The following is a 23,377-nucleotide window of genomic DNA, read 5'->3' as shown; positions in this document are numbered from 1 at the left end:
CATGGCGGATCGTATGGGGCCCATTTTGCCGGGTTCATATTTGGGAATATTGGGCGGTGGTCAGCTGGGGCGTATGTTTACCCAGGCTGCCCAAGCGATGGGATATAAAGTTTGTGTTTTAGATCCCGGCTCTGATAGCCCTGCTGGTTCTGTTGCAGAAAAATTTATTCAAGCCGATTACACCGACTCTGCTGCCTTAAAAGAAATGGCAGCCTTGTGCGCATCTGTTAGCACTGAGTTTGAGAACGTTCCCGCTCAGGCTTTAGATGAACTGGAGTCCTTGGGTGTTTTTGTGGCCCCACGAAGTAGCTGCGTATCTTTAGCGCAAAACCGTATTGCTGAGAAAAAATTCTTGGCCGCCTGGAAGTCAGAAACCAATATTGGCCCAGCGCCTCATTGCATTATTGAGCATGCTGCAGACATTACTCATACTCCAGCCGACCTCCTTCCTGGAATTTTAAAAACCGCTCGGATGGGTTATGACGGTAAAGGTCAAGAAACTGTTCATACTCTAGAAGAATTGACTGCTGCCTGGAATGATTTTGGGCGCGTGCCATGTGTGCTCGAAAAGCGTATGGAGCTCGATTTTGAGGTTTCTGCTTTAGTCGTGCGCGGATATGATGATGTGGTTGTAGCTTATCCTGTGTCCCAAAACATTCATCGCGATGGGATTTTGCATACTTCCACCGTACCAGCCCCATCACTGAAGCCTGCACAAGAAAAGAAAATTATTGAAGCGGCAAAAGCACTCATACGTAAGATTGAGTATGTCGGAGTTCTCTGCGTTGAGTTTTTTGTACTCAAGAATGGCGATATCGTTGCCAACGAAATCGCACCTCGTCCACATAACTCTGGTCACTACACCATGGATGCTTGTGTAACTAGTCAATTTGAGCAACAGGTAAGGGCAATGGCTCGTCTCCCTCTAGGCGATACCCGCCAACTTGCTCCGGTCTCTATGTTGAATTTACTAGGGGATCTTTGGTTTGAGGGAAGCGAAGAAAAAGCAAAAGAACCTGCCTGGAATAAAGTACTTGCCCATCCTGATGCAAAGTTGCACCTCTATGGTAAATCTGCTCCACGCATAGGTAGAAAGATGGGTCACATCAATTGTCTAGGCGAGGCACTAAATGAAGCTCGTCAAAATTGTGCTGCCGTAGCTATTGAATTAGGCATTGAGCCCTAAAAATGTTCGCTGATAGTACCCCACTGCAATCTTCTGCGGTGATCAACGAGGCGGTCCAGACCTTACGCGATGGTGGTTTAGTCGCTTTTCCAACGGAGACTGTATATGGCCTTGGTGCAGATGCCAAGAATCCCGAGGCCATCAAAAAAGTCTTTAGCACTAAAGGCCGACCTACTAGTCATCCCTTGATTGTGCATCTAGCGGCACCTGATAAATTTGATCAGACTCAAGTGGATTGGGTATCAGTGCTGGCGCCGTGGGTAAGGGATCTATCCGAAGATGCGCTAACACTGGTGAATACTTTTTGGCCCGGCCCTCTCACTTTGGTCTTTAAAAAAGACAAGAGTGTTCTGAATGAATTAACCGGTGGTCAGGATACGGTAGCCATACGCGCGCCTGCGCATCCGATTGCTCAAGAGTTATTGCGAAAGTTCAAAGGTGGCGTAGTTGCTCCATCTGCTAATCGTTTTGGCAAAGTATCTCCTACTAGTGCAGCTGACGTCCGAAATGAATTTGAAGGCATTCTGGATTTGATGATCTTAGATGGCGGCAATTGTGAAGTCGGTATTGAATCAACCATTATTGATATGTCCTCCGGCGATAAAGCTGTTTTACTCCGTCCTGGTGTAATTACGCCAAAAGAAATTTTTGCGATGACTGGAGTTAAGGTCTATCAAGATGGCGGGGTAAAGCGCGAGGGCGATGATGTCAATTTAGCAGACCTCTCACCAAGAGTCTCTGGAAGTCTCAAGGCCCATTACGCTCCAACCACACCCTTGCGCTTGTATGCTCCAGGTCGAGTATTGGATGCCTTAAGTGAATTTCCGGATACAAAATCTCGTGTTGCAGTAGTGGTGTGGGATTCAGAATCCTCTTTAGTTTTAGAGGACCATCCCTCAATTGATGCTGAAGAAGTAGTGATATCGAGCGATGCCACTACTTTTGCTAGTCGCCTATATCGTTCATTACGGGATTTGGATCAACAGGGCTGGGATCTCATCCTATTCCCAGAGCCGCCATCTGGTGAGGAATGGGATGGCGTCAGAGATCGGCTTCAGCGTGCGTGTTTTGGTTCTGGGCCATCTTCCATTAGCCACGACAGTAATTGATCGTGTGCCTCTAAGCCTCTCCAAGCATTTGGATGGTTGATAAATGAGCTTACTGCGTACATCTTTCCCGATTTGCTGATCACATAGCCAGAGATGGCGCGTACATCGACCAATGAACCGGTTTTCATTCTGACTTCTGGCTTTTTCTTGAGATGGAGAAATTTACGCAACTGAGCCATGAGGCGATTTTTCATCGTGCCATCGGTACCAGCTATCGGCAGACTGTTATAAAAAATATTCCCTACTGGCAGATTGCGCGCAGTGAACAAGAGTTGGTTCATTTGTTCTGTTGAGATGGCTTCATTGCGAGATAGGCCTGAACCGTTTTCAATGACGAGACCAGGAAAATCTAAGCCATTTTGCTTAAGCCAACTCTGAATGACTAACTCACCATTAGAGGTCGTAGCCGGCTTCCCCATTTTTTCTAGCGCTAAGGTCAAAAGAACTTGGCGTGCCATGACATTATTTGAATACTTATTGATATCTAACACATCATCAGCGAGGTTGATGCCTTCAAACTGCAGAAGTAACCTTGCTGCAAGAGGTACATTGCCATTTTTTCCGACGGGAGGATGCCGCCATGTGCCACCGGATAACTCCCAGGCCGCGGCAAAGCCTTGTGTAAGAAAAGTATTGGCATCTAGCGCAACGACGTTGTAGTTTACGTCTCTGCAAGTATTTGGAAAGGCTCCTGAAAACTGTGCCACTACCAATTGATCTGTTTTGTTTGAGGCCTCAGGATCTAAGTTGAAGAGGATATTGCTTTTCCAGTTATCACAGGCTCGATCCACTAGCTGCATTTGATTGTCAACCTTCAGTCGCGATAGTGCTGGCGTATAGCTGATATCGATAAAGTCAGCTGTGCGAGATTTGCTTAACTGAAATGAGAGTGTTCTGAACGCATAGAGCAGTGGATCAGGCGGAACGTTATACGCGCGCAGGGCCTCGCCGTCGATCGTGTTGTGCTCCATCACGCTAGGCGCATAGGCGCTTCGATCAAAAAATAAATTGCCATCTATCTTTTGAATTCCAAGGGCTTGGAGGGATTTCATTAGTTTGGCTAGCTCTTCGGGGATCAACTTCGGATCACCTGTGCCTTGTAGATACAAATTCCCTTTCAGAGTTCCCTGGCGAATAACGCCATCAGTATAGATATTCGTTCGCCAACGATATTGCGGCCCTAGAATATCTAAGCCTGCAAGTGTTGTTAGGATCTTCATTGTTGAAGCCGGGTTCATGGACGCAGCGGCGCGCCAACTCAGAATATCTTTAGATACATGCTTGCCAGGATAAGCTGGCTCGATCTCGATGACCGAGACACTCACAGCCTCAATGGGAATTTGATTTCGGTCTAAGCTGCTGGAAACTGACCGAGGCAGCGTCTTAATAACTTCCTTAGCTTCTGCGTCAATTGCAAAGAGAGGACCCCCAATCCAGAGGATTGCCAAAGCTACCGAGAGAGATCGATTCAAAAGATGCAGCATAGCCAATAGGATAAACCTAGGAGGTCTGAAGGCAAAGCCATGCCTTCAATTAATGCTTGGCATGCTTTGCTTTATAACGCTCGATAATCTGATTTTGTTCTTCTAGTAACTGGATGAATGATCTGATCCTATCGGTTAAGGGTCCCTTTGCCTCTAATAATTCACAGCACTCTACAAAACGCCTGGCATTTAAGAGCTGGGCCCCACCCTTCACCTTGTGAATCATGTGTGCCAGAACATCTTCATCTAGCTTTTCTGTTTTCAGTGTAATAAGACTATTGTCATGAACCTTTTTAATTTCATCTAGTATGACCAAAATATGGTTTGGACTTTGTTTTAAGAGCTTGGAGAAAATATCAAAGGAATACTCTTCTGAAGTATTCCTCGCCTCTTTTTGCTCTGTGATTTTTTGAGAGGTGAAATAGCGGCTTAGCTCATTTTCTAAGGTCATAAGACTCACAGGTTTAATCAGAACGCCATTCATACCAGCGGCAAGAAATTGATGCCTAGAGTCTAAAGCGTAGATATCTGCAGTAACACCAATGATGACTATTTCACGATGACCTAAAGAGCGTAGGCGTTTTGCTAACTCTGAACCCTGCATCCCCGGAATGGACTGGTCCGTGAGAAGAAGGTCAAAATGCTGTTGAGATATCAATTCAAGAGCTTCATTTGCATTTTCACAAATACTGACTTCAATACCCAAGGCTTGCAATTGCAAAGAAATAATCTGTCGACTTGCAGGATGGTCTTCAACTACTAATGCTTGAAGTGAGCTATTTGGACCCTGAGGGCATTTGGATAGCAGTTTGCGCGAGATCGTGGTTTGGTCTGCAGAGACATTCCTAGATGCGGCAATGCTAGTCCGTGGGAAGGCGACGCAAAAATGTATATTGCTGCCAAAGCCAGGGGTACTTTCAAAGTAGAGCTGGCTGTTCATAGAGTTAACTAAATGATTGGTAATGGTTAGGCCAAGCCCGGTACCATTTTGCTGATCTGTTTTACCTGGGACTTGTTCGAAAGCTTGCAGCGCTAGCTTGATATCTTCGGTATCCATGCCAATTCCAGTATCGATGACTCTAAATTCAACTAACTGGCCCGCGTGATCATCTGCTAGCACGTTGATAGAAAAGTAGATTTCACCTCTATCGGTAAATTTAATGGCATTACTTAGAAGGTTTTGCAGAATTTGACGGAGCCGTAAAGTATCGATCATTAAGACGGTAGCAATACGTGGATCTTTAGATGTATGCAAGATCAGGCCCTGCTTCTTTGCCATCGCTGAAAATGTTGAGTGAATATTGTCAACAAGAGTATTTAGACAACAAGGCTCTAAATTGAGAGTGAGCTTGCCCGCCTCAATCTTTGAAAGGTCCAATACCTGATTAAGTATGCCCAGCAAAGACTCGGCCGATGAATGGGCGCTCTTTAGTAATGTTTTTTCATTATCAGGAAATTGCTTGCTTGTCAGAAGCAGCTCTTGCACCCCTAATATGGCATTCATCGGAGTCCGAATTTCATGACTCATCGTTGCAAGAAAGGCAGATTTGGCTGCATTCGCTTTTTCAGCCAACTCTTTAGAGGCAATAAGGGTTAAAGATATTTTCTCTTGGAGAGATTGTCTTTTTAGCTGGCGCCAAAATATGAAACTACCAAGTATTAAGAGTGCGAAACTTGATAGCCACGGAAGAACTTTCCAGTGGGGACTTCTTTTTGGGGCAGGGCTCAACTCTCCAAGTGCAAATAGATGGCGTGATTCAATGGGATCTAAACTATTTAAAAATTGACTTAATAGGCTATGCAAAGCACCATCTTGATTTGAAATTAGCCAGCGATATGCAAAGGGCTCTCGGCTGTATAGGCCATCAAGTTGTAGCTCTGGCGCATCAAGTCTATTGACTAGCTGATGGGCCAGTCGAATAGGCAAGACTAAGGCTTCAATATCATTTTTGAGTAGGTCGACAATGAGCTTCCCAGAATTGGTGGAGATATGGGTTTGAGGGTGTTCGGGTATGGGTGGATTCTCATATCCACGATCAAAGTAAGCAATATTGGCAGGGGAAATACCTTCAATGCTTTTAGAGTTTCTTGTCAGGATGGCGTCATGCCCCCAAAAGATCGCCTTAGACAGAGATCCAAATTTGAGGAATCCATTATTAAGAGCTGGCGGATCGATCATAAAATCGACCTCCCCATTGACTAGCTGCTGTAATCCTTCTTGATCTGTCTTTCTCCATTTGGGTAAAAATTCTTGACCAGTAAATTCCCCCAGTTGTTTCAGGAGTGCATAAAAGACACCAGCCTGCTTGCCGCCAATTTCTTCTTGTAAATAGGGCTCATATTTTTCATGAATACTGAAGTGCACTATGGGGTGGGCATCGATCCATTGCTGTTCTGCCGAATTCATTGGGTTGGCGTATGTCATCCCACTTACACCATGAAATAATGGGTAAAACAGTAGTGATGTGCAGACGATGAATCGATGCATACCGTTTAGCTTTCGATGATTTTATTCATCCGACAAAATAAGATTAAGTCAGCAATATTGTTGATGCCAAGCTTGTCAAATACCCTAGTCTTATAAGTTGCTACAGTCTTATTGCTGATATGCAGTATGTCTGAAATTTGCTGATTAGTATTTCCTTTTCCTAGGTACTTCATAACCTGTAATTCGCGATCAGAAATCAGCGCTAACTTATCGTTGTCACTTAATGAGCTATTACCGTTTTTTCCGTGAGTGAAAAAGTTATAACCTTGTGAAATAGCAACACAGGCTGCTAGGATGACATCAGCCCCCGCAGTTTTATTGACAAAACCATGCCCACCTAGCGATCTAACTCTGCCACCATAGACTGCTTCATCCATGCTAGATAAGACTAGAACTCGGACATCGGGGTACATGAGGCCTATTCGTCGAATGACATCAAAGCCATCAGTCTTAGGCATATCCAGATCCAGAATCACCATATTGGGATTAACCTCCTTAATAGATCGGAGGCACTCCTCGCCATTTTGGGCTTGTCCTACTATTTCAAATAACAGCTGATCTTGCAACATACTTTTGAGAGCCATCAGCATAGCTGGATGATCATCTACCAACATCACGCGTTTTCTCATTACTTGTCTCCATTTTGGTTTGGTTGTGGATGAGGGTGCAGCGAAAAAATGGCTTTAGCGATTCGGCTGTCATTAATCTGGAGCATCTGATGGCGACTTAGTGGCGACATCATTAAGCCGCCATAGCAATGATCGGCTTGTAAGATAGCTGCATTTTCTAAGTCTTTGACAAGGCCTACATTGCTTGCATAAACTTTTGTGGTCGAATAGGGCGAATGTCTGAGTTGCTTAATTACACCTGTAGACAATGTTGCATTACGAAGCTGACTCATATCAATATGAATTCCATCAACCTCTATTTCTGAGGTTAAGTGCAATTGTTCGACACTCCCCGAGAAGTTCATCAAGTGCAACAAGACGCCTAGCCTGCGCATTCGTAATAAACCTTCCTTAAATGCATCAGTAACATTGGATTCTGGAAGCGCGGGAATACCCAGTGCAATAAGACCTACCGGTAGACGTGAGTTCAGAATCAGATCGCTTAATGCATCTATGTAGCCGCTTGAGGCAATCGCATGTGTGGGCACTGGCAAAATGCCAGGAATGAAACGCCCACTGCGATACCAGTAGGAAATCGTATCGAGGCCTTCCATGAATAAACGCAGTAATTGCATATCTGAGGCTGTTAATAGTGGTCTAAATAATGAGCCGCTCAGTTTTGTTCCCTTGCAGTTAAAAATAGGTTCATGGCTAATCGCTTGTCGCTTGGACCAGGATTGGTGTTCTTCTAGTGCTTGGCTGCTAATACCAAGCCAGGGCGCGCCACAGGCGTCGCGGACTTCTTGGAAGGGTTTGTTCTTCCATGCCTTTACAAGCGTGTACAGCCGGGATTTCGGGCTCATCAGCAATCTCCAATCGGTGACTGTCCAGTCTAGGCAGGACGGATTGGAGCGGTAAGGGCTTAAGGCTGATTTCTCTGTAGGAAACACCCTACCAGCCTGTCCATATTATAAATAGAGCCGAAATTTGCCCGAATTTATGGTCTTCCCCTTGAAATCCTGGGAATCGCACCTATATAATCAGCACTCCCTACACACGAGTGCTAAAAATAGCTGATTTTTAAGTAAATCACCTTTGCAGTTCGTGTGAAGAGATTATAAGCAATTGATTTATATATAGATATTTAATTAGTTAACAATTACTAACATAGGAGAAGAGATGAATTTGCGTCCCTTACATGATCGCGTAATCATCAAGCGTTTAGATCAAGAATCAAAAACTGCTTCCGGAATCATCATTCCTGACGCTGCTGCAGAAAAGCCTGATCAAGGCGAAGTTTTGGCAGTGGGTCCAGGTAAACGCGATGACAGCGGTAAATTAAATGCACCCGACGTCAAAGTAGGCGATCGCGTGTTGTTTGGTAAATACGCAGGTCAAACAGTTAAGGTCGACGGCGATGAGCTTCTCGTAATGCGCGAAGAAGACATCATGGCTGTTGTACAGAAGTAATTTCGGTATTTAAGAGAGGAATTCAATCATGGCAGCAAAAGACGTTGTATTTGGAGATAGCGCCCGTACCAAAATGGTAGAAGGCGTCAACATTCTCGCAAACGCAGTAAAAACAACCTTGGGACCAAAAGGCCGCAACGTTGTTATGGAGCGTTCATTTGGCGGTCCTACGATTACTAAAGATGGCGTATCTGTAGCAAAAGAAATTGAGCTCAAAGATAAGTTGCAAAACATGGGTGCGCAGATGGTTAAGGAAGTTGCTTCCAAAACTGCTGACATCGCTGGTGACGGCACAACTACCGCCACTGTCTTGGCCCAGTCCATCGTTCGCGAAGGTATGAAATACGTTGTTTCAGGCCATAACCCAATGGACCTCAAACGCGGTATTGATAAAGCAGTAACTGCCGCTCTTGAAGAACTCAAGAAAATCAGCAAGCCTTGTACAACTACTAAAGAAATCGCTCAAGTTGGCTCTATTTCAGCTAACAGTGATCACAGCATTGGTCAGCGCATTGCTGAAGCAATGGAAAAAGTAGGTAAAGAAGGCGTGATTACCGTTGAAGATGGCAAGTCTTTAGAGGACGAGCTTGAAGTAGTAGAAGGTATGCAGTTTGATCGTGGCTACCTCTCCCCATACTTCATCAATCAGCCTGAAAAGCAGGTTGCCGTATTGGAATCACCATACGTTCTCTTGTTTGACAAAAAAGTAAGCAACATCCGTGACTTGCTCCCAGTACTCGAGCAAGTAGCCAAATCTGGCCGTCCATTGCTCATCATTGCGGAAGATGTTGAAGGTGAAGCCTTGGCAACTTTGGTGGTGAATAATATTCGCGGCATTATCAAGACCTGTGCTGTTAAGGCTCCTGGCTTTGGAGATCGCCGGAAAGCAATGCTGGAAGATATCGCGATTTTGACTGGTGGCACTGTCATTGCGGAAGAAATTGGCCTCACGCTCGAGAAAACAACTCTTGAGCACTTAGGTCAAGCTAAACGAATTGAAATTGGCAAAGAAAACACCATCATTATTGACGGTGCTGGTGATGCTAAAGCGATCGAGGCTCGCGTGAAGAATATTCGCGTGCAGATTGATGAAGCTACTAGCGACTACGACAAAGAAAAATTGCAAGAGCGCGTTGCCAAGTTGGCAGGCGGTGTTGCAGTGATTCGTGTTGGAGCTGCTACTGAAGTGGAGATGAAAGAAAAGAAAGCCCGTGTTGATGATGCATTGCATGCAACCCGTGCGGCCGTGGAAGAAGGTATTGTTCCTGGCGGTGGCGTGGCTTTGATTCGTGCAATGCAGGGTATCAAAGGTCTGAAAGGTGATAACGCTGATCAGGACGCTGGTATCAGCATCGTATTGCGTGCTATGGAAGAGCCACTCCGCATCATCGTATCGAACGCTGGTGATGAGGCAAGTGTAGTTGTCAATGCAGTATTGGCCAGCAAGGGCAACAACGGTTATAACGCAGCCACTGGCGAGTACGGTGATCTCGTAGCTCAAGGTGTGATTGACCCAACTAAAGTAACTAAAACTGCTTTGGTAAATGCAGCTTCTGTTGCAGCCCTGTTGTTGACAACTGATTGTGCTATCTGCGAAGCGCCAAAAGATGAATCTGCTGGCGGCGGCATGCCTGATATGGGTGGTATGGGCGGTATGGGTGGTATGGGCGGTATGATGTAACTCGCCACACCAGCTAGTCAGCTGTAGAAAAATGCGCCTGGTTCAAAAGACCGGGCGTTTTTTATTGACATTCTTTTGATGCTGGGAAATGAAAAGGCTGCCATTGGCAGCCTTTTGGGTCTTGAAAATAGAGTGACTTACTCAACTGCTTTAACCATTTCTTCAACCACCTTCTTCGCATCACCGAAGACCATCATGGTTTTGTCCATGTAGAAGAGTTCATTATCGAGACCGGCATAACCAGCAGCCATTGAGCGCTTGTTGACAATGATGGTTTTAGCTTTAAATGCCTCCAAAATTGGCATCCCAAAGATCGGGCTACCTGGTGTACGTGCAGCCGGGTTCACCACGTCATTTGCACCAAGCACTAGCACTACGTCAGCCTGCCCAAAGTCGCTGTTGATATCTTCCATCTCAAATACCTGATCGTAAGGAACTTCAGCTTCAGCTAAGAGTACGTTCATGTGGCCAGGCATGCGACCTGCTACTGGATGAATTGCATACTTTACGGTAACACCATGGTGCGTCAACTTTTCAGTTAACTCTTTAAGGGCATGTTGTGCACGTGCAACCGCCAATCCGTAGCCCGGAACAATGATCACAGTGTCGGCATTTTCCATCAGGAAGGCCGCATCTTCTGGAGAGCCAGTTTTGTAGTTTTTAGGACTGCCATCGTCAGCGCCGCCAGCAGTAGCTTCAGCCCCGAAACCGCCGAGCAATACTGCGAGGATTGAGCGATTCATCGCCTTACACATAATGTAGGACAGAATTGCGCCTGAAGATCCTACGCAAGCACCCGCAATGATCAACACAGGGTTGTTCAAAGTAAAGCCAATACCTGCCGCTGCCCATCCTGAATAACTGTTCAGCATGGATACCACTACCGGCATATCAGCGCCACCGATAGGAATAATTAAGGTCACACCCAATACCAGCGCAATTGCACACATTGCCAAGAAGGCGGCATGGCTATCGCCCATGTAATAAGCAATGCCTGCGCCAACCATAGAGATGGCAAGAACAAGGTTTAGAAGATGTTGACCAGAAAAGGTTACTGGTTTTCCGCTGACCTTGCCAGATAATTTCCCGAAAGCAATTACGGAGGCAGTAAAGGTGATTGCGCCAATAAATGCACCAATAAATAATTCAATCTTTTGTGCGCCAGTATGGTCATGGGCCGGATTAAATACAGCAGCAATTGCGATCAAGACTGCTGACAAACCAACAAAAGAGTGCATCAAAGCAACAAGCTCTGGCATTTTGGTCATCTGTACACGTTTAGCCGCAATCGTTCCGATGATTGCACCACCCACAATCGCCACGGCGATCAGTGAGAGAACAGGTTTGAAATCAGGAATCAAGAAAGTGGTGATCACTGCCAGCAACATACCAATCATGCCAAAAGTATTGCCTTGGCGTGATGTGGTTGGTGAGGACAGTCCACGCAATGCGAGGATGAACAACACCGAGGAAATGAGATAAGAAATAGCGGTTATGTTTGACATTGTTTTGGTCTCTATAGATCTTGTTCTATTTATTTGGCTGCTGCATCAGCTTTAGGAGCTTTTTTCTTAAACATCTCCAGCATGCGGCGGGTGACCATAAAACCACCAAAAATATTGATGGAGGCCAGGAATACTGCAACGGCACCAATAATGCTGGTGAGAGTAATTTCATCTCCGCCGATAACTTCAGTCTGCAAGAGTGCGCCGACAATAATAATTCCGGAGATGGCATTTGTAACCGCCATCAATGGAGTATGCAATGCTGGGGTAACGTTCCACACCACGTGGTAGCCAACAAAAATGGCCAACACAAATACAGTGATGTTTTGGACTGTGAGGATGCTTTGAAAAACAGCGAGATCCATGATATTTCCTTAGTCTAAATTTGTTCTATTAGTTTTTGCGGACAGCTTGGCCATCACGACACATTAAGCAGGCGGTAACGATATCGTCGTCAGTAGGAATGACCAATTTCGCCTCCTTATCAACAATGAGTTTCATGAAGTCGATCAAGTTACGTGCATAGAGCGCTGATGCATCTGCTGCAACCATGCTTGCTAGATTTGTGTAGCCAACAATCTTGACGCCGTTGACTTCAACAATCTTGTCGGCCTGGGTAAGTGGACAGTTGCCAGAGCCGTTATCACCACGACCAGCGGCAATATCAATGACGATAGAGCCTGGCTTCATATTGGCAACGGTATCGCTGTGCAATAAGACTGGCGGCTTACGTCCTGGAATCAATGCAGTAGTAATGACGATGTCAGCTTGTTGAGCGCGCTCAGCAACTAAAGCTGCTTGACGTTTCATCCACGCTTCTGGCATTGGGCGGGCATAGCCACCAACGCCTTGAGCAATTTCACGCTCTTCATCAGTTTCATAAGGTACATCAACAAACTTAGCGCCTAAAGATTCAATTTGTTCTTTAGCAGCTGGGCGTACATCTGATGCCTCAATAACGGCGCCTAGACGTTTTGCAGTAGCAATCGCTTGCAAGCCAGCAACACCAGCACCCAAAATAAGTACGCGAGCAGCTTTTACAGTGCCTGCTGCTGTCATGAGCATAGGCATGAAACGTTGATATTCATTTGCAGCAATCATGACTGATTTGTAGCCCGCAATATTTGCTTGTGATGACAACACATCCATACTTTGTGCGCGAGTGGTGCGCGGAGCAGCTTCTAATGAAAACGCTGTTACACCTTGCGCAGCCATTGCAGCAATATTGTCGTTATCAAATGGATCGAGCATGCCGATGAGTACGCTGCCAGATTTAATCTGCTTAAGCTCAGCAGCTTCAGGAGCGCGCACCTTAAGCACAATTTCTGCGCCAAATACATCGGCTGCGCTACCAATAGTGGCGCCTACGGCTACGTACGCAGCGTCTGGTTGACTAGCCTGAACGCCAGCGTCTCTTTGAATGACAACACTATGACCTTGGCCGATCAGTTTTTTTACGGTTTCTGGTGTTGCGGCTACTCGAGTTTCCCCGGGCCTTGTTTCCAGCGGCACTCCTATGCGCATGGCATGTCTCCAAAAGCAAAATTTATAAAAAATCTATTTTAGTTAAATAGGCTCAATTTCACCTATTTATTCAACTCTAAGTCTAAATGCTTGGTTTTTGCCTAAATTTCTGTGAAATCAGACTAAGACTTCTACAATATGGACTCCCAGCTTATATTGAATTCTCGCATTTTTTGATGATCCCGCTCAATTCTTCCTCAATCCCGCCCACAAAGCCCAAGAAAGTCGTCATTGGCATGTCTGGAGGGGTGGATTCATCAGTTGCTGCCTGGATGCTCAAGGAGCAGGGTTATGAGGTTATTGGCCTTTTCATGAAGAATTGGGAGGACGACGATAACGATGAGTATTGCTCTTCCCGTCAGGATTGGCTCGATGTTGTGTCTGTAGCCGATTTGATCGGAATCGATGTTGAAGCGGTTAATTTTGCCGCTGAATACCGAGAGCGCGTATTTGCTGAATTTTTACGTGAATATGCTGCAGGGCGCACCCCTAATCCGGATGTTCTTTGTAATGCCGAGATTAAATTCAAGGCTTTCTTAGATCACGCTATGAGTTTGGGCGCTGATGCTATTGCTACTGGGCACTATGCCAGGGTGCGTCACGAGGGCGGCAAAGTGCAATTGTTAAAAGCACTTGATGCGAGCAAAGACCAAAGTTATTTTTTACATCGTTTAACGCAACAGCAATTGGCGAATGTTTTGTTTCCTCTAGGGGAAATTCCAAAAACTGAAGTGCGCAAGATTGCCGAAAAAATTGGCTTACACAACGCGCGCAAAAAAGATAGTACTGGAATTTGTTTTATTGGTGAGCGTCCTTTTAGGGAATTCTTAAATCGCTACTTACCATGTACACCGGGCCCAATTAAAACACCAGATGGCAAGACTGTTGGCGAGCATATGGGCTTAGCCTTTTTCACTTTGGGCCAGCGTAAAGGGATTGGCTTGGGCGGCAGTCAGGATGGTAATGGTGATGCTTGGTATGTAGCGCGTAAGGATATGGCGAATAACACGCTGTATGTAGCGCAGGGTCATGAACACCCATGGCTTTTGGCTAAGACCCTAGAAGCTATTGATGCGAGTTGGATTGCCGGTGCCGCCCCAGCCTCTGGAAGTTACTCTGCCAAGACTCGCTATCGTCAAGCGGACTCCGCATGCACTTTAACTGCTGGTACAGCAGATCTTAGTTTTGAGCTGGGATTTCCGGATGCGCAATGGGCAGTAACACCCGGGCAATCAGCGGTTTTATATGACGGCGATATTTGTTTGGGTGGCGGAATTATTTCCGCCTCATCCCAATGAGGAATGCAAATTTGACTTACGCTGCTGGTGGTTCAGTTTCCATAAAAGAAGGTCGCTGCAATAATTTTTGGTAGAGACGATCTAAGTTTGGATATTGAGCTTGCCATTGAATGTTTGGAAAGCGCAGTAACAGCCAACCAAGCGCACATCCTGTTGCAATATCTGCCAGTGTCATTTGATTGCCATGGCACCATGCATTTTCTCCTAAGATCTCAGACATTTGACGCAGAGAATTTTGAATCTTACCCATTTGGCGATCAACCCAAGCTGAGCTTTGCTCTTCAGCTGGGCGCCATGTGCGCTCGAGTCGCGCCAAAATGCCAGCATCCGTGATTCCGTCAGCCAGGGCTTCCCAGGTTTTGACGGTCGCACGCTCGCGGTTGTCAGTGGGAATGAGCTTGCTTACGGGGCTAAGGCCATCGGCATATTCGGCGATCACGCGAGAGTCATAGATAGCCTCGCCGTCGTCCAGAATAAGGCAGGGAACCTTCCCCAGGGGGTTGGAATTGGCTATTTTGGTGTCTGCAGCCCAAACATTCTCCAATTCAAGGTCAACATCGACCTTTTTCTCAGAAAATACGATACGTACTTTACGTACATAGGGGCTAGTGAGGGATCCGATTAGTTTCATAGGGCACAGTATAGCCATCCTCATGGAGGCCTGCTTGATCCTGGAACGCATTAAAATCAGGTTTTATTGACATATTCAATGCAAAGGCAATATTCGTGAGTCAGCCGTTTTCTACCCTTAATGCCCTTTCCCCCTTAGACGGTCGTTATGCCAGCAAGCTCGATTCCTTGCGCCCCTGGCTTTCGGAAGCAGCCTTTATGCGTCAGCGGGTATTTGTGGAAATTCATTGGTTGTTGGCATTGGCTGCCGCAGATCTTCCTGACGTGCCAAAAATCAACGCAGCCGATGAAGCTTTCTTGCTCTCGCTCCCTGAAAACTTCTCTGATGCGGATGCGCAGCGCATCAAAGATATTGAGGCTGTTACCAATCATGATGTGAAAGCGGTTGAGTATTTCTTAAAAGAAAAGGTAGCAGATCGTCCAGACCTATTAAAGGCGAGTGAGTTCATCCACTTTGCTTGTACTTCTGAGGATATCAACAATACATCGCATGGTTTGATGCTACGTGGGGCGCGTGATGAAGTTCTCTTGCCGCAACTCAGAAAAGTACTCTCGGTATTAACGGATCTCGCTCTTGAAAACGCTAAAGTACCTTTGTTATCTCGCACTCATGGTCAGCCTGCATCACCAAGTACGCTTGGTAAAGAGATTGCCAATATCGCAAAACGTTTAGAGCGCGCTATTGAATCAATTGCCGTAGTTCCATTGCTCGGCAAGATGAATGGAGCAGTAGGTAATTACAACGCGCATTTATCTGCTTATCCAGATTTTGATTGGGAGAATTTCTCTAAGAACGTAGTTGAGAAACGTCTTGGTTTAACTTTTAATCCTTACACCATTCAGATTGAGCCGCATGATGGTATGGCCCAATTGTTTGATGCGATTGCCCGTGCCAATACGATCCTCTTGGATATGGATCGAGACTTCTGGGCTTACATCTCTGTGGGTTATTTCAAGCAGCGCACTAAGGCTGGCGAAATTGGCTCCTCAACCATGCCGCATAAAGTGAATCCGATTGATTTTGAAAACTCTGAAGGTAACTTAGGGGTTGCAAACGCTCTACTGCATCACCTTGCAGAAAAGTTGCCAATCTCTCGTTGGCAGCGTGATCTTACCGACTCAACCGTTTTGCGTAATCTCGGTCCAGCATTCGGTCATAGCGTATTAGCTTATGACAGCGCTTTGCGTGGCCTTGGTAAGTTGGAGGTAAATCATGCAGCTATTGCTGCAGATTTAGATTCCTGTTGGGAAGTGCTGGCAGAGCCAGTGCAAACTGTGATGCGCCGTTACGGTATTGAGAATCCCTACGAGCAGCTAAAAGAATTAACTCGTGGCAAAGGTATTAATCAGGCTGATTTGCAAGCCTTTATTCGCGGATTGAAGATTCCAGAAGATGCAAAAGCACGTTTGCTGGAAATGACACCATCTTCTTACCTAGGTAAGGCGGTTGAATTGACCGAACGTCTCAAAAAGTGAGTGTGAGCTCCAGTGCAGAATACGGGGCGCGCCCCCGAGTCTGGTTTGCTGTTTATCAATTGCTATGGCATCTCTTGTTGCCATTGGCTTTTATCCGCCTAGCTTGGCGCGCACGCCATTCTTTTGCTTATTTGCACCATATTCCAGAGCGTCTTGGCTTTGGTTATGACAAACCGATCAAGCAAGAATCAATTTGGATTCATGCAGTTTCAGTAGGTGAGACCCGTGCTGCTCAGCCATTAATTGACGCCTACCTTGCTCGTGGTGAAACCATTTTGTTAACACACATGACTTTAAATGGTCGTCGTACAGGTAAGCAATTGTTTGCTAATCAAATTGCTTCTGGGCAGATTCGCCAGGTTTACTTGCCATATGATCTTTGCTGGTCGGTTGAACATTTTTTGAATATTTTCAAGCCTAAGCTTGGGCTCTTTATGGAAACTGAGGCATGGCCAACGGTCGTTTTTCGTTGCGCAGAGATCGGCCCACCTTTGTTCTTGGTGAATGCCCGCCTCTCCGAGAGAAGTGCACGTCGTGTCAATCGATTTGGTAAAGCTGGACGTTCATTGTTTCAAGCCTTTGCTGGCATCTTAGCGCAAACCGAATTTGATGCGCAGCGATATCGCAGTCTTGGTGTGAAGAATATCAGCATCGTAGGCAATCTCAAGTTTGATGTGCCTCTTGATCCACTGTTGATCCAGCAGGGAAAACAATGGCAACAGGAGCTGCATGCTAGTAAACGTTTGATGGTCTGCGCTGCTAGTACCCGCGATGGTGAAGAGGAAATTCTTCTGAAAGCTTGGAAAGATTTAATGCTCAGCAATTCCTTTGTGATTGCTCCTTTGCTCTGTTTGGTGCCGCGCCACCCAGAAAGATTTGCTGAGGTTGCTGATCTAATGTATTCGGCTGGTTTGAAGTTTCGTCGTCGCACCGAGTGGTCAGGAATTCCAACGGAGTGTGCTGGCTTAGATGTAGTCTTAGGCGACTCTATGGGGGAGATGCCAATGTATTACAGCGCGGCTGATTTGGTGGTTATGGGCGGTAGTCTACTGCCATTCGGTGGTCAGAATCTTATTGAAGCCTGTGCTGCAGGCTGCCCCGTTCTTTTGGGTGAGCACACTTACAACTTTCAGCAGGCCTCCTTAGATGCAATCCAAGCAGGCGCTGCAAAGCGTATTGAGGGTGACTTATTGTTGAGCGAACTAACTGCTTTGATGGAAGCTCTGAAGGTTTTGCTCTTGAATACTGCTGAGCTTGGCAAGATGAGTCAAGCGGCAAAGACTTACTCAATTGAGCATCAAGGCGCAACTAAGCGAATACTAGCTGCCCTTGATCAACAAAACTTCTCTTTAAATTAAGCCAAGTTTGGCTTAAACACGTGCCCCAAAATTAGGATCATCGTTGCGGGCATTATCATCCGGCTTCTTGTCGCCCTTTGCCAAATCTTCACGCGTTACTCCAAGCCACATGGCTAAAGCAGCAGCGACGAACACTGAAGAGTAAATACCAAACAAAATGCCAATAGTCAGTGCGAGAGCAAAGTAAAAGAGTGTTGGGCCGCCAAAGACCAGCATGGCCAAAACCATCATTTCAGTACTGCCGTGAGTAATGACGGTACGACTGATTGTGCTGGTAATCGCATTGTCAATAATCTCGCGGGTATTCATCTTGCGGTATTTGCGGAAGTTCTCGCGAATACGGTCGAAGATCACTACAGATTCATTCACGGAGTAACCCAGAACCGCAAGGACTGCCGCCAAGACAGAGAGTGAGAATTCCCACTGGAAGAACGCAAAGAAGCCTAGGATGATAACTACGTCATGTAAGTTTGCAATGATGCCTGCGACCGCAAACTTCCACTCAAAGCGGAAGGAGAGGTACACCACAATGCCGATGATCACAAAGACCAGAGCCTTCAAGCCATCCATGGCCAGCTCTTGGCCAACTTGTGGTCCAACGAACTCTACGCGCTGTAACTTGGCGCCGCTGCTTGCGGGCTCAAGTGCTTGCATAACAGCTGCACTCTGGTCTGCGGAAGAGATGAGTTTGCCTTCAGCATCTTTTTGCAATGGCAAACGAATCATGACATCACGTGAGCTACCAAAGTTCTGAATTTGGGTATCAGCATAACCAAGCTTTTCAACCTTAGTGCGAATGGAATCTAGTGGAGCAGTTTGAGGATAGCTCACCTCCATCACCGTGCCACCAGTAAATTCAATTGAGAGATGAAGGCCGTTATGCCATAAGAAAAAGACTGCTGCTAAAAAGGTGATTAAAGAAATTGCATTAAGCACCAATGCATGGCGCATGAAGGGAATATCTTTTTTGATCCGGAAAAATTCCATGACTTATTTCTCCTGTGGGCGCCAAACTTGGCCGATAGCGAGTTTTTGAACCTTCTTATGTCTGCCATACCAAAGGTTGACAAGACCACGCGAGAAGAAGACGGCCGAGAACATTGAAGTCAAAATGCCTAAGCAGTGAACCACCGCAAAGCCTTTGATTGGGCCAGAGCCAAATGCTAAAAGGGCAAGACCAGCAATTAAGGTTGTCACGTTGGAGTCTAAAATCGTTGCCCAAGCTTTATCAAAGCCAACTGCAATAGCGGTTTGTGGCGCAGCGCCATTACGTAGCTCTTCACGTATACGTTCGTTAATCAATACGTTGGAGTCAATTGCCATACCAAGTGCCAGGGCCATCGCGGCAATGCCGGGTAAGGTGAGAGTGGCTTGCAACATTGATAAGACGGAAATCAGCAGGAGCAAGTTCACTGCCAAGGCAACTACCGAGAATGTGCCAAAGAGTAAGTAGTAAGCCATCATAAAGATAGCAATTGCGCCAAAGCCGATTAAAAGTGACTTGAAGCCTTTCTCGATATTTTCGGCGCCTAAGCTTGGTCCAATGGTTCGCTCTTCAATGATTTCCATTGGGGCAGCCAAAGAGCCAGCGCGCAGCAAGAGTGCTAAGTCATTTGCGCTCGCAGTAGTTGGTTGGCCCGTGATTTGAAACTTGGATCCAAATTCACCTTGAATGGTGGCGATTGTCAGAACCTCGCCTTTGCCTTTTTCAAACAGAATCATGCCCATTGGTTTGCCAATGTTTTCGCGAGTGACTTCTTGCATTACGCGGCCACCAGCGGCATCCAGTGAGATATTGACGGCGGGACGCTGGTTTTGATCAAAACCAGCGCTTGCATCAGTAATGCGATCGCCACTGAAAATGACAGATTTCTTAAATACGCCTAAACGGTTTTCTCCGAAGCGGAAGGTATCCATGCCTGGAGGCGGCGTTTCACCAATACCAATAGTGGAGACCAATGGGTCGGCCAAGCGAGACTCTAGGGTTGCTGTACGACCAATAATGTCTTTGGCACGCGCAGTATCTTGAACGCCTGGCAATTGCACCACAATGCGCTCTGCACCTTGTTGCTGAATAACGGGTTCCTTAACGGCTAACTCATTTACGCGCTTATTCAGGGTGATGATGTTTTGCTTGACTGCGTTATCTTGTATTTCTTTTAAAGCTGTTGGTTTGAATTCGCCAACTAACTTTGGGGAGAGGCCGGTAGGCTTGACTTGCCAAATCAGTTCAGGCTGAGTAGATAACAGAACTGTACGAGCAGCCTCAGCATCAGTAGTGCTGCCAAAATTAATAGTAATGCTATCTGCGCCACGCTCAATACCTTGATGGCGAATATTCTTGTCTCGTAGTTGGGTGCGGATATCAGTTGCCAAAGAGGTAACCTTCTTCTGAACTGCACCCTTCATATCTACCTGTAAAAGGAAGTAGACACCGCCGCGCAAGTCAAGCCCCAGTGGCATAGGTAGGGCGTTAATTGCATTTAACCAGCCCGGTGTATTGGATAGGAGATTAAGGGCAACTGTGAAATTGGGATCATTTGGATCGATATTCATTTTCTGCTGCAAGAGATCTCGTGCGCGCAGTTGGATGTCAGTGCTGTTAAACCGAATTTTGATTGAACCTACATTGGTGGCGTTCTCAAAGAAAATGCCAGTGTTGCTGATGTCAGCCTCAGTCATAATCTTTTCAACGCGAGCTTGTGTCGCCAAATCAACCTTGATGGTTGGTTTGGCGGACGAGATTTGAACCGCTGGAGCCTCACCATAAAAATTTGGTAATGAATATAGCCCGCCAATTAATAAAGCAACGGCGATAACTAGATACTTCCAGAGAGGGTAGCGATTCATAGTGGGATACTTTTAAACAAAGGTATTAAGCAGACTTCAGCGTGCCCTTTGGCAAAACGGTAGTGATAGCACCTTTTTGCAACTGCACTTCAGTGCCGGCAGAAATTTCAACGGTGACAACTTGATCTTTCAGCGCTGTTACTTTGCCCATAATGCCGCCAACAGTAACGACTTCGTCGCCAACTGCTAATGATTCGAGCATAGCTTTAGTTTCTTTTTGACGCTTCATTTGTGGGCGAATCATGATGAAGTACAAAACTGCAAACATCAAAACCAATGGAAGGAAGCTCATTAAGCCACCAGAATCTGGACCCGCAGCTGTAGCTTGGGCAAAAGCGTTACTAATCCACATACAAAACCTCCGTTAAAGACTATTTGGAAACTGCTTCGGTTTTAGGCTTTTAAGCAAAGCCGTAAACCCGCAATTCTAAACTGTGTGGGGCTTTGGGGGTGATTTAGAGGGGCGTGCGCCCTGCAGGGCTATTAATCCTGCCCAGGCTCAACGCCACGCTGACGATTCTGATGAAATTCTTCGCGATAGGCGCTAAAACGATCTTTGCTCAAGGCCTCCCTGACTTCCGTCATCAACTGGAGGTAATAGGAGAGATTGTGAATGGTGTTGAGCTGCGATCCGAGAATCTCATTGGCTTTTTGGAGGTGATTTAAATAGGATCTGGTGAAGTTCTGGCAGGTGTAACAGCTACAAGTAGGGTCGAGTGGTCGATCATCGTCCTTGTAGCCAGAATTGCGTAATTTGAGGTCTCCAAAGCGGGTAAATAGCCAGCCATTGCGGGCATTTCGGGTGGGCATTACGCAATCAAACATATCAATACCTAGGCTAACTCCAAGAATTAGGTCCTCGGGCGTCCCAACGCCCATAAGGTAGTGCGGCATATGCTCGGGAAGCTTGGGTGCCGTGAAATTCAAGATTCGCTCAAATTCAGGCTTAGGCTCTCCAACGGAGAGTCCGCCAATGGCAATTCCATCAAAACCTTGCTGACTGACGGCATCTAAGGAAAACTCGCGCAGATTCTCAAACATGCCGCCCTGGACGATGCCAAATAAACCATTGCCAGTATTGAGTTCTCGAAAACGTTTGAGCGACCGATCGCCCCAGCGAAGTGACATTTCAAGCGAGGCTCGGGCAGTTTTTTCTGAAGTAGGTTGACCTTTGATTTCGTAAGGGGTGCACTCATCAAATTGCATGGCAATATCGCTGTTCAATACCGCCTGAATCTCCATTGATACCTCTGGAGACATGAACAATTTGTCGCCGTTAATCGGGGAGGCAAAAGTGACGCCCTCTTCGGAGATCTTGCGAAGTGCCCCCAGGCTAAACACCTGAAAGCCGCCTGAGTCAGTCAGAATAGGTTTATCCCAAGCCATGAAGCGATGTAAGCCACCATGTTTCTTGATGACATCTAGACCTGGGCGCAACCAAAGATGAAAGGTGTTGCCTAAAATAATCTGCGCTTTTGCTTCATTCAGGTCGCGCGGTGTCATTGCCTTTACGGTGCCATAAGTTCCGACTGGCATAAAAATGGGCGTTTGCACGCTGCCATGGGGAAGATCAAGTTGACCAAGGCGAGCAGGACTTTGCGAGTCGCGCGCCAAAATATTAAAGTGAACAGGCTTGGTCATGGATTTGTATTCTCAAGTCGGCAAAGAAACATTGCATCTCCATAGCTGAAGAAGCGATATCTCTGATCAATGGCATGTTGGTAGGCGGCGCGGATATTGCCCATGCCCGCAAAAGCGCTCACCAACATTAATAAGGTAGATTTTGGCAGATGAAAGTTTGTTAACAAGCAATCTACGGCTTTGAACTGAAAGCCCGGGGTAATAAAGAGGTTGGTCTCACCACTGCTTTGTCGGCTAAGAGCCTGGCTCTCTAGGGCTCTGAGGCTGGTTGTACCTACTGCAACTACTCGCCCGCCTTTTTTCTTGGTGTCTTCAATCGCTTGCAAAGTTTCTTCTGGAATGGAGAACCACTCATGATGCATCTTGTGTTTCGAGAGGTCTTCTTCACGAACAGGGGTAAAGGTGCCCGCCCCTACGTGTAGGGTAACAGTGGCTTGATGCACTCCAAAATCTTTTAATTGCTGCAAAATGTTTTCGTCAAAATGAAGTCCGGCGGTAGGTGCAGCTACTGCACCTGGATTTTTCGCCACTACAGTTTGGTAGCGCTGTGCATCTTCACCATCGGGTTGATGTTCGATATAGGGTGGTAGCGGTAATTCACCGAAACGCTCGAGCAGAGAAAATACATTTTCCGGAAAGCGGACTTCGTAAAAGCGACCATCATATCCAATCATCTCTACTGGAAAAGTTTCTCCAGCTTGATTATGGATATGCACAATCGAGCCTGTTTTAGGAACTTTGGATGCCCTGATTTGGACCCAAGCTTGCATGTCACCACTAATTCGCTCGATGAGAAGCTCAACATTACCGTCAGTCTCTTTTTTGCCATGCAGTCTTGCGGGAATGACTTTGGTGTCATTGAATACCAATAAATCCCCTGGCTTGATAAGGCTAAGAATATCCTTAAACTGACGGTCTATAAGCTGGGCGTCATTCTTCCCGTCAGCATTGACCTCTAGGAGGCGGCTATCGGTTCTATTTGCCAAAGGGTGTTGGGCAATTAGATTGGCGGGAAGTTCGTAATTAAAGTCGGAAAGTTGCATAGCATTACCATCAGGTATTAGATTTT

The 23,377-nt window shown here is 46.3% G+C and carries 20 protein-coding genes; 7 read left to right on the top strand and 13 right to left on the bottom strand.

Annotation, left to right across the window (positions count from 1 at the left end; all coding sequences use genetic code 11):
- Position 1: 1 nt before the first annotated feature.
- The gene (locus tag AOC07_RS07950) at positions 2–1,186 is read left to right on the top strand and encodes a 5-(carboxyamino)imidazole ribonucleotide synthase (RefSeq protein WP_215357443.1); all 1,185 of its coding nucleotides are present in this window, start codon (positions 2–4) and stop codon (positions 1,184–1,186) included.
- Between the two features lie 2 nt (positions 1,187–1,188).
- The gene (locus AOC07_RS07945) at positions 1,189–2,295 is read left to right on the top strand and encodes an L-threonylcarbamoyladenylate synthase (RefSeq protein ID WP_215292993.1); all 1,107 of its coding nucleotides are present in this window, start codon (positions 1,189–1,191) and stop codon (positions 2,293–2,295) included.
- On the opposite strand, the gene dacB is transcribed toward AOC07_RS07945, so the two are convergent.
- The 4 genes from dacB to AOC07_RS07925 form a co-directional block, all read right to left on the bottom strand.
- Positions 2,241–3,779, bottom strand: a complete 1,539-nt coding sequence (gene dacB / locus AOC07_RS07940) for a D-alanyl-D-alanine carboxypeptidase/D-alanyl-D-alanine-endopeptidase (RefSeq protein ID WP_215357442.1) — start codon at positions 3,777–3,779, stop codon at positions 2,241–2,243. The two genes, AOC07_RS07945 and dacB, sit on opposite strands and share 55 nt — an antisense overlap.
- Positions 3,780–3,828: 49 nt before the next feature.
- A complete protein-coding gene (locus AOC07_RS07935; RefSeq protein WP_251371664.1) occupies positions 3,829–6,204 on the bottom strand; it encodes an ATP-binding protein in 2,376 nt (791 codons plus the stop codon).
- A gap of 68 nt (positions 6,205–6,272) precedes the next feature.
- Complete coding sequence (locus AOC07_RS07930) at positions 6,273–6,896, bottom strand: response regulator transcription factor (RefSeq protein ID WP_215357440.1); 624 nt, start codon at positions 6,894–6,896, stop codon at positions 6,273–6,275.
- The gene (locus AOC07_RS07925; RefSeq protein WP_215292985.1) at positions 6,896–7,738 is read right to left on the bottom strand and encodes a diguanylate phosphodiesterase; all 843 of its coding nucleotides are present in this window, start codon (positions 7,736–7,738) and stop codon (positions 6,896–6,898) included. The genes AOC07_RS07930 and AOC07_RS07925 overlap by 1 nt, the downstream gene beginning before the upstream one ends.
- A 316-nt stretch (positions 7,739–8,054) precedes the next feature.
- Here AOC07_RS07925 and AOC07_RS07920 point away from each other — a divergent pair, with 316 nt between their 5' ends.
- Positions 8,055–8,345 carry a co-chaperone GroES gene (locus tag AOC07_RS07920; RefSeq protein ID WP_087909492.1) on the top strand — a complete coding sequence of 97 codons (291 nt, stop codon included), beginning with the start codon at positions 8,055–8,057 and terminating at the stop codon, positions 8,343–8,345.
- Positions 8,346–8,373: 28 nt separating this feature from the next.
- The gene (gene groL, locus AOC07_RS07915) at positions 8,374–10,026 is read left to right on the top strand and encodes a chaperonin GroEL (RefSeq protein ID WP_215357439.1); all 1,653 of its coding nucleotides are present in this window, start codon (positions 8,374–8,376) and stop codon (positions 10,024–10,026) included.
- Between the two features lie 137 nt (positions 10,027–10,163).
- On the opposite strand, the gene AOC07_RS07910 is transcribed toward groL, so the two are convergent.
- The 3 genes from AOC07_RS07910 to AOC07_RS07900 are packed head-to-tail and all read right to left on the bottom strand — an operon-like array spanning position 10,164 to position 13,055.
- A complete protein-coding gene (locus tag AOC07_RS07910) occupies positions 10,164–11,531 on the bottom strand; it encodes an NAD(P)(+) transhydrogenase (Re/Si-specific) subunit beta (protein ID WP_215292973.1) in 1,368 nt (455 codons plus the stop codon).
- Positions 11,532–11,560: 29 nt separating this feature from the next.
- Positions 11,561–11,896 carry a proton-translocating transhydrogenase family protein gene (locus AOC07_RS07905; RefSeq protein ID WP_215357438.1) on the bottom strand — a complete coding sequence of 112 codons (336 nt, stop codon included), beginning with the start codon at positions 11,894–11,896 and terminating at the stop codon, positions 11,561–11,563.
- Between the two features lie 28 nt (positions 11,897–11,924).
- Complete coding sequence (locus AOC07_RS07900; RefSeq protein ID WP_215357437.1) at positions 11,925–13,055, bottom strand: Re/Si-specific NAD(P)(+) transhydrogenase subunit alpha; 1,131 nt, start codon at positions 13,053–13,055, stop codon at positions 11,925–11,927.
- 176 nt (positions 13,056–13,231) lie between these two features.
- On the opposite strand from AOC07_RS07900, the gene mnmA reads away from it, so the two are divergent.
- The gene (gene mnmA / locus AOC07_RS07895) at positions 13,232–14,353 is read left to right on the top strand and encodes a tRNA 2-thiouridine(34) synthase MnmA (RefSeq protein ID WP_215357435.1); all 1,122 of its coding nucleotides are present in this window, start codon (positions 13,232–13,234) and stop codon (positions 14,351–14,353) included.
- 16 nt (positions 14,354–14,369) lie between these two features.
- Here mnmA and AOC07_RS07890 read toward each other — a convergent pair whose 3' ends face one another.
- Positions 14,370–14,984 carry a glutathione S-transferase N-terminal domain-containing protein gene (locus AOC07_RS07890; protein WP_215357433.1) on the bottom strand — a complete coding sequence of 205 codons (615 nt, stop codon included), beginning with the start codon at positions 14,982–14,984 and terminating at the stop codon, positions 14,370–14,372.
- A 95-nt stretch (positions 14,985–15,079) separates the two neighbouring features.
- Here AOC07_RS07890 and purB point away from each other — a divergent pair, with 95 nt between their 5' ends.
- Entirely contained in the window at positions 15,080–16,459 is a 1,380-nt protein-coding gene (gene purB, locus AOC07_RS07885; RefSeq protein ID WP_215357431.1) for an adenylosuccinate lyase, read from the top strand.
- A 2-nt stretch (positions 16,460–16,461) separates the two neighbouring features.
- Complete coding sequence (locus tag AOC07_RS07880) at positions 16,462–17,817, top strand: 3-deoxy-D-manno-octulosonic acid transferase (protein ID WP_371816714.1); 1,356 nt, start codon at positions 16,462–16,464, stop codon at positions 17,815–17,817.
- A 12-nt stretch (positions 17,818–17,829) separates the two neighbouring features.
- Here AOC07_RS07880 and secF read toward each other — a convergent pair whose 3' ends face one another.
- The 5 genes from secF to queA form a co-directional block, all read right to left on the bottom strand.
- Positions 17,830–18,804: a protein translocase subunit SecF gene (secF, locus tag AOC07_RS07875; RefSeq protein ID WP_215292959.1), complete on the bottom strand. Its 975-nt coding sequence runs from the start codon at positions 18,802–18,804 to the stop codon at positions 17,830–17,832.
- Positions 18,805–18,807: 3 nt separating this feature from the next.
- Positions 18,808–20,667, bottom strand: a complete 1,860-nt coding sequence (secD, locus tag AOC07_RS07870; RefSeq protein ID WP_215357427.1) for a protein translocase subunit SecD — start codon at positions 20,665–20,667, stop codon at positions 18,808–18,810.
- A 25-nt stretch (positions 20,668–20,692) separates the two neighbouring features.
- A complete protein-coding gene (gene yajC / locus AOC07_RS07865; RefSeq protein ID WP_215292955.1) occupies positions 20,693–21,019 on the bottom strand; it encodes a preprotein translocase subunit YajC in 327 nt (108 codons plus the stop codon).
- A 131-nt stretch (positions 21,020–21,150) separates the two neighbouring features.
- Positions 21,151–22,308 carry a tRNA guanosine(34) transglycosylase Tgt gene (tgt, locus tag AOC07_RS07860; protein ID WP_215292953.1) on the bottom strand — a complete coding sequence of 386 codons (1,158 nt, stop codon included), beginning with the start codon at positions 22,306–22,308 and terminating at the stop codon, positions 21,151–21,153.
- The gene (queA, locus tag AOC07_RS07855) at positions 22,305–23,351 is read right to left on the bottom strand and encodes a tRNA preQ1(34) S-adenosylmethionine ribosyltransferase-isomerase QueA (RefSeq protein WP_215357425.1); all 1,047 of its coding nucleotides are present in this window, start codon (positions 23,349–23,351) and stop codon (positions 22,305–22,307) included. The genes tgt and queA overlap by 4 nt, the downstream gene beginning before the upstream one ends.
- Between the last annotated feature and the right edge of the window lie 26 nt (positions 23,352–23,377).

Source organism: Polynucleobacter sp. UB-Raua-W9, from assembly GCF_018687435.1.
GTDB lineage: Bacteria > Pseudomonadota > Gammaproteobacteria > Burkholderiales > Burkholderiaceae > Polynucleobacter.
The sequence above is the reverse complement of the archived record's forward strand: the minus strand, read 5'-3'. Positions and strand labels throughout refer to the sequence as shown.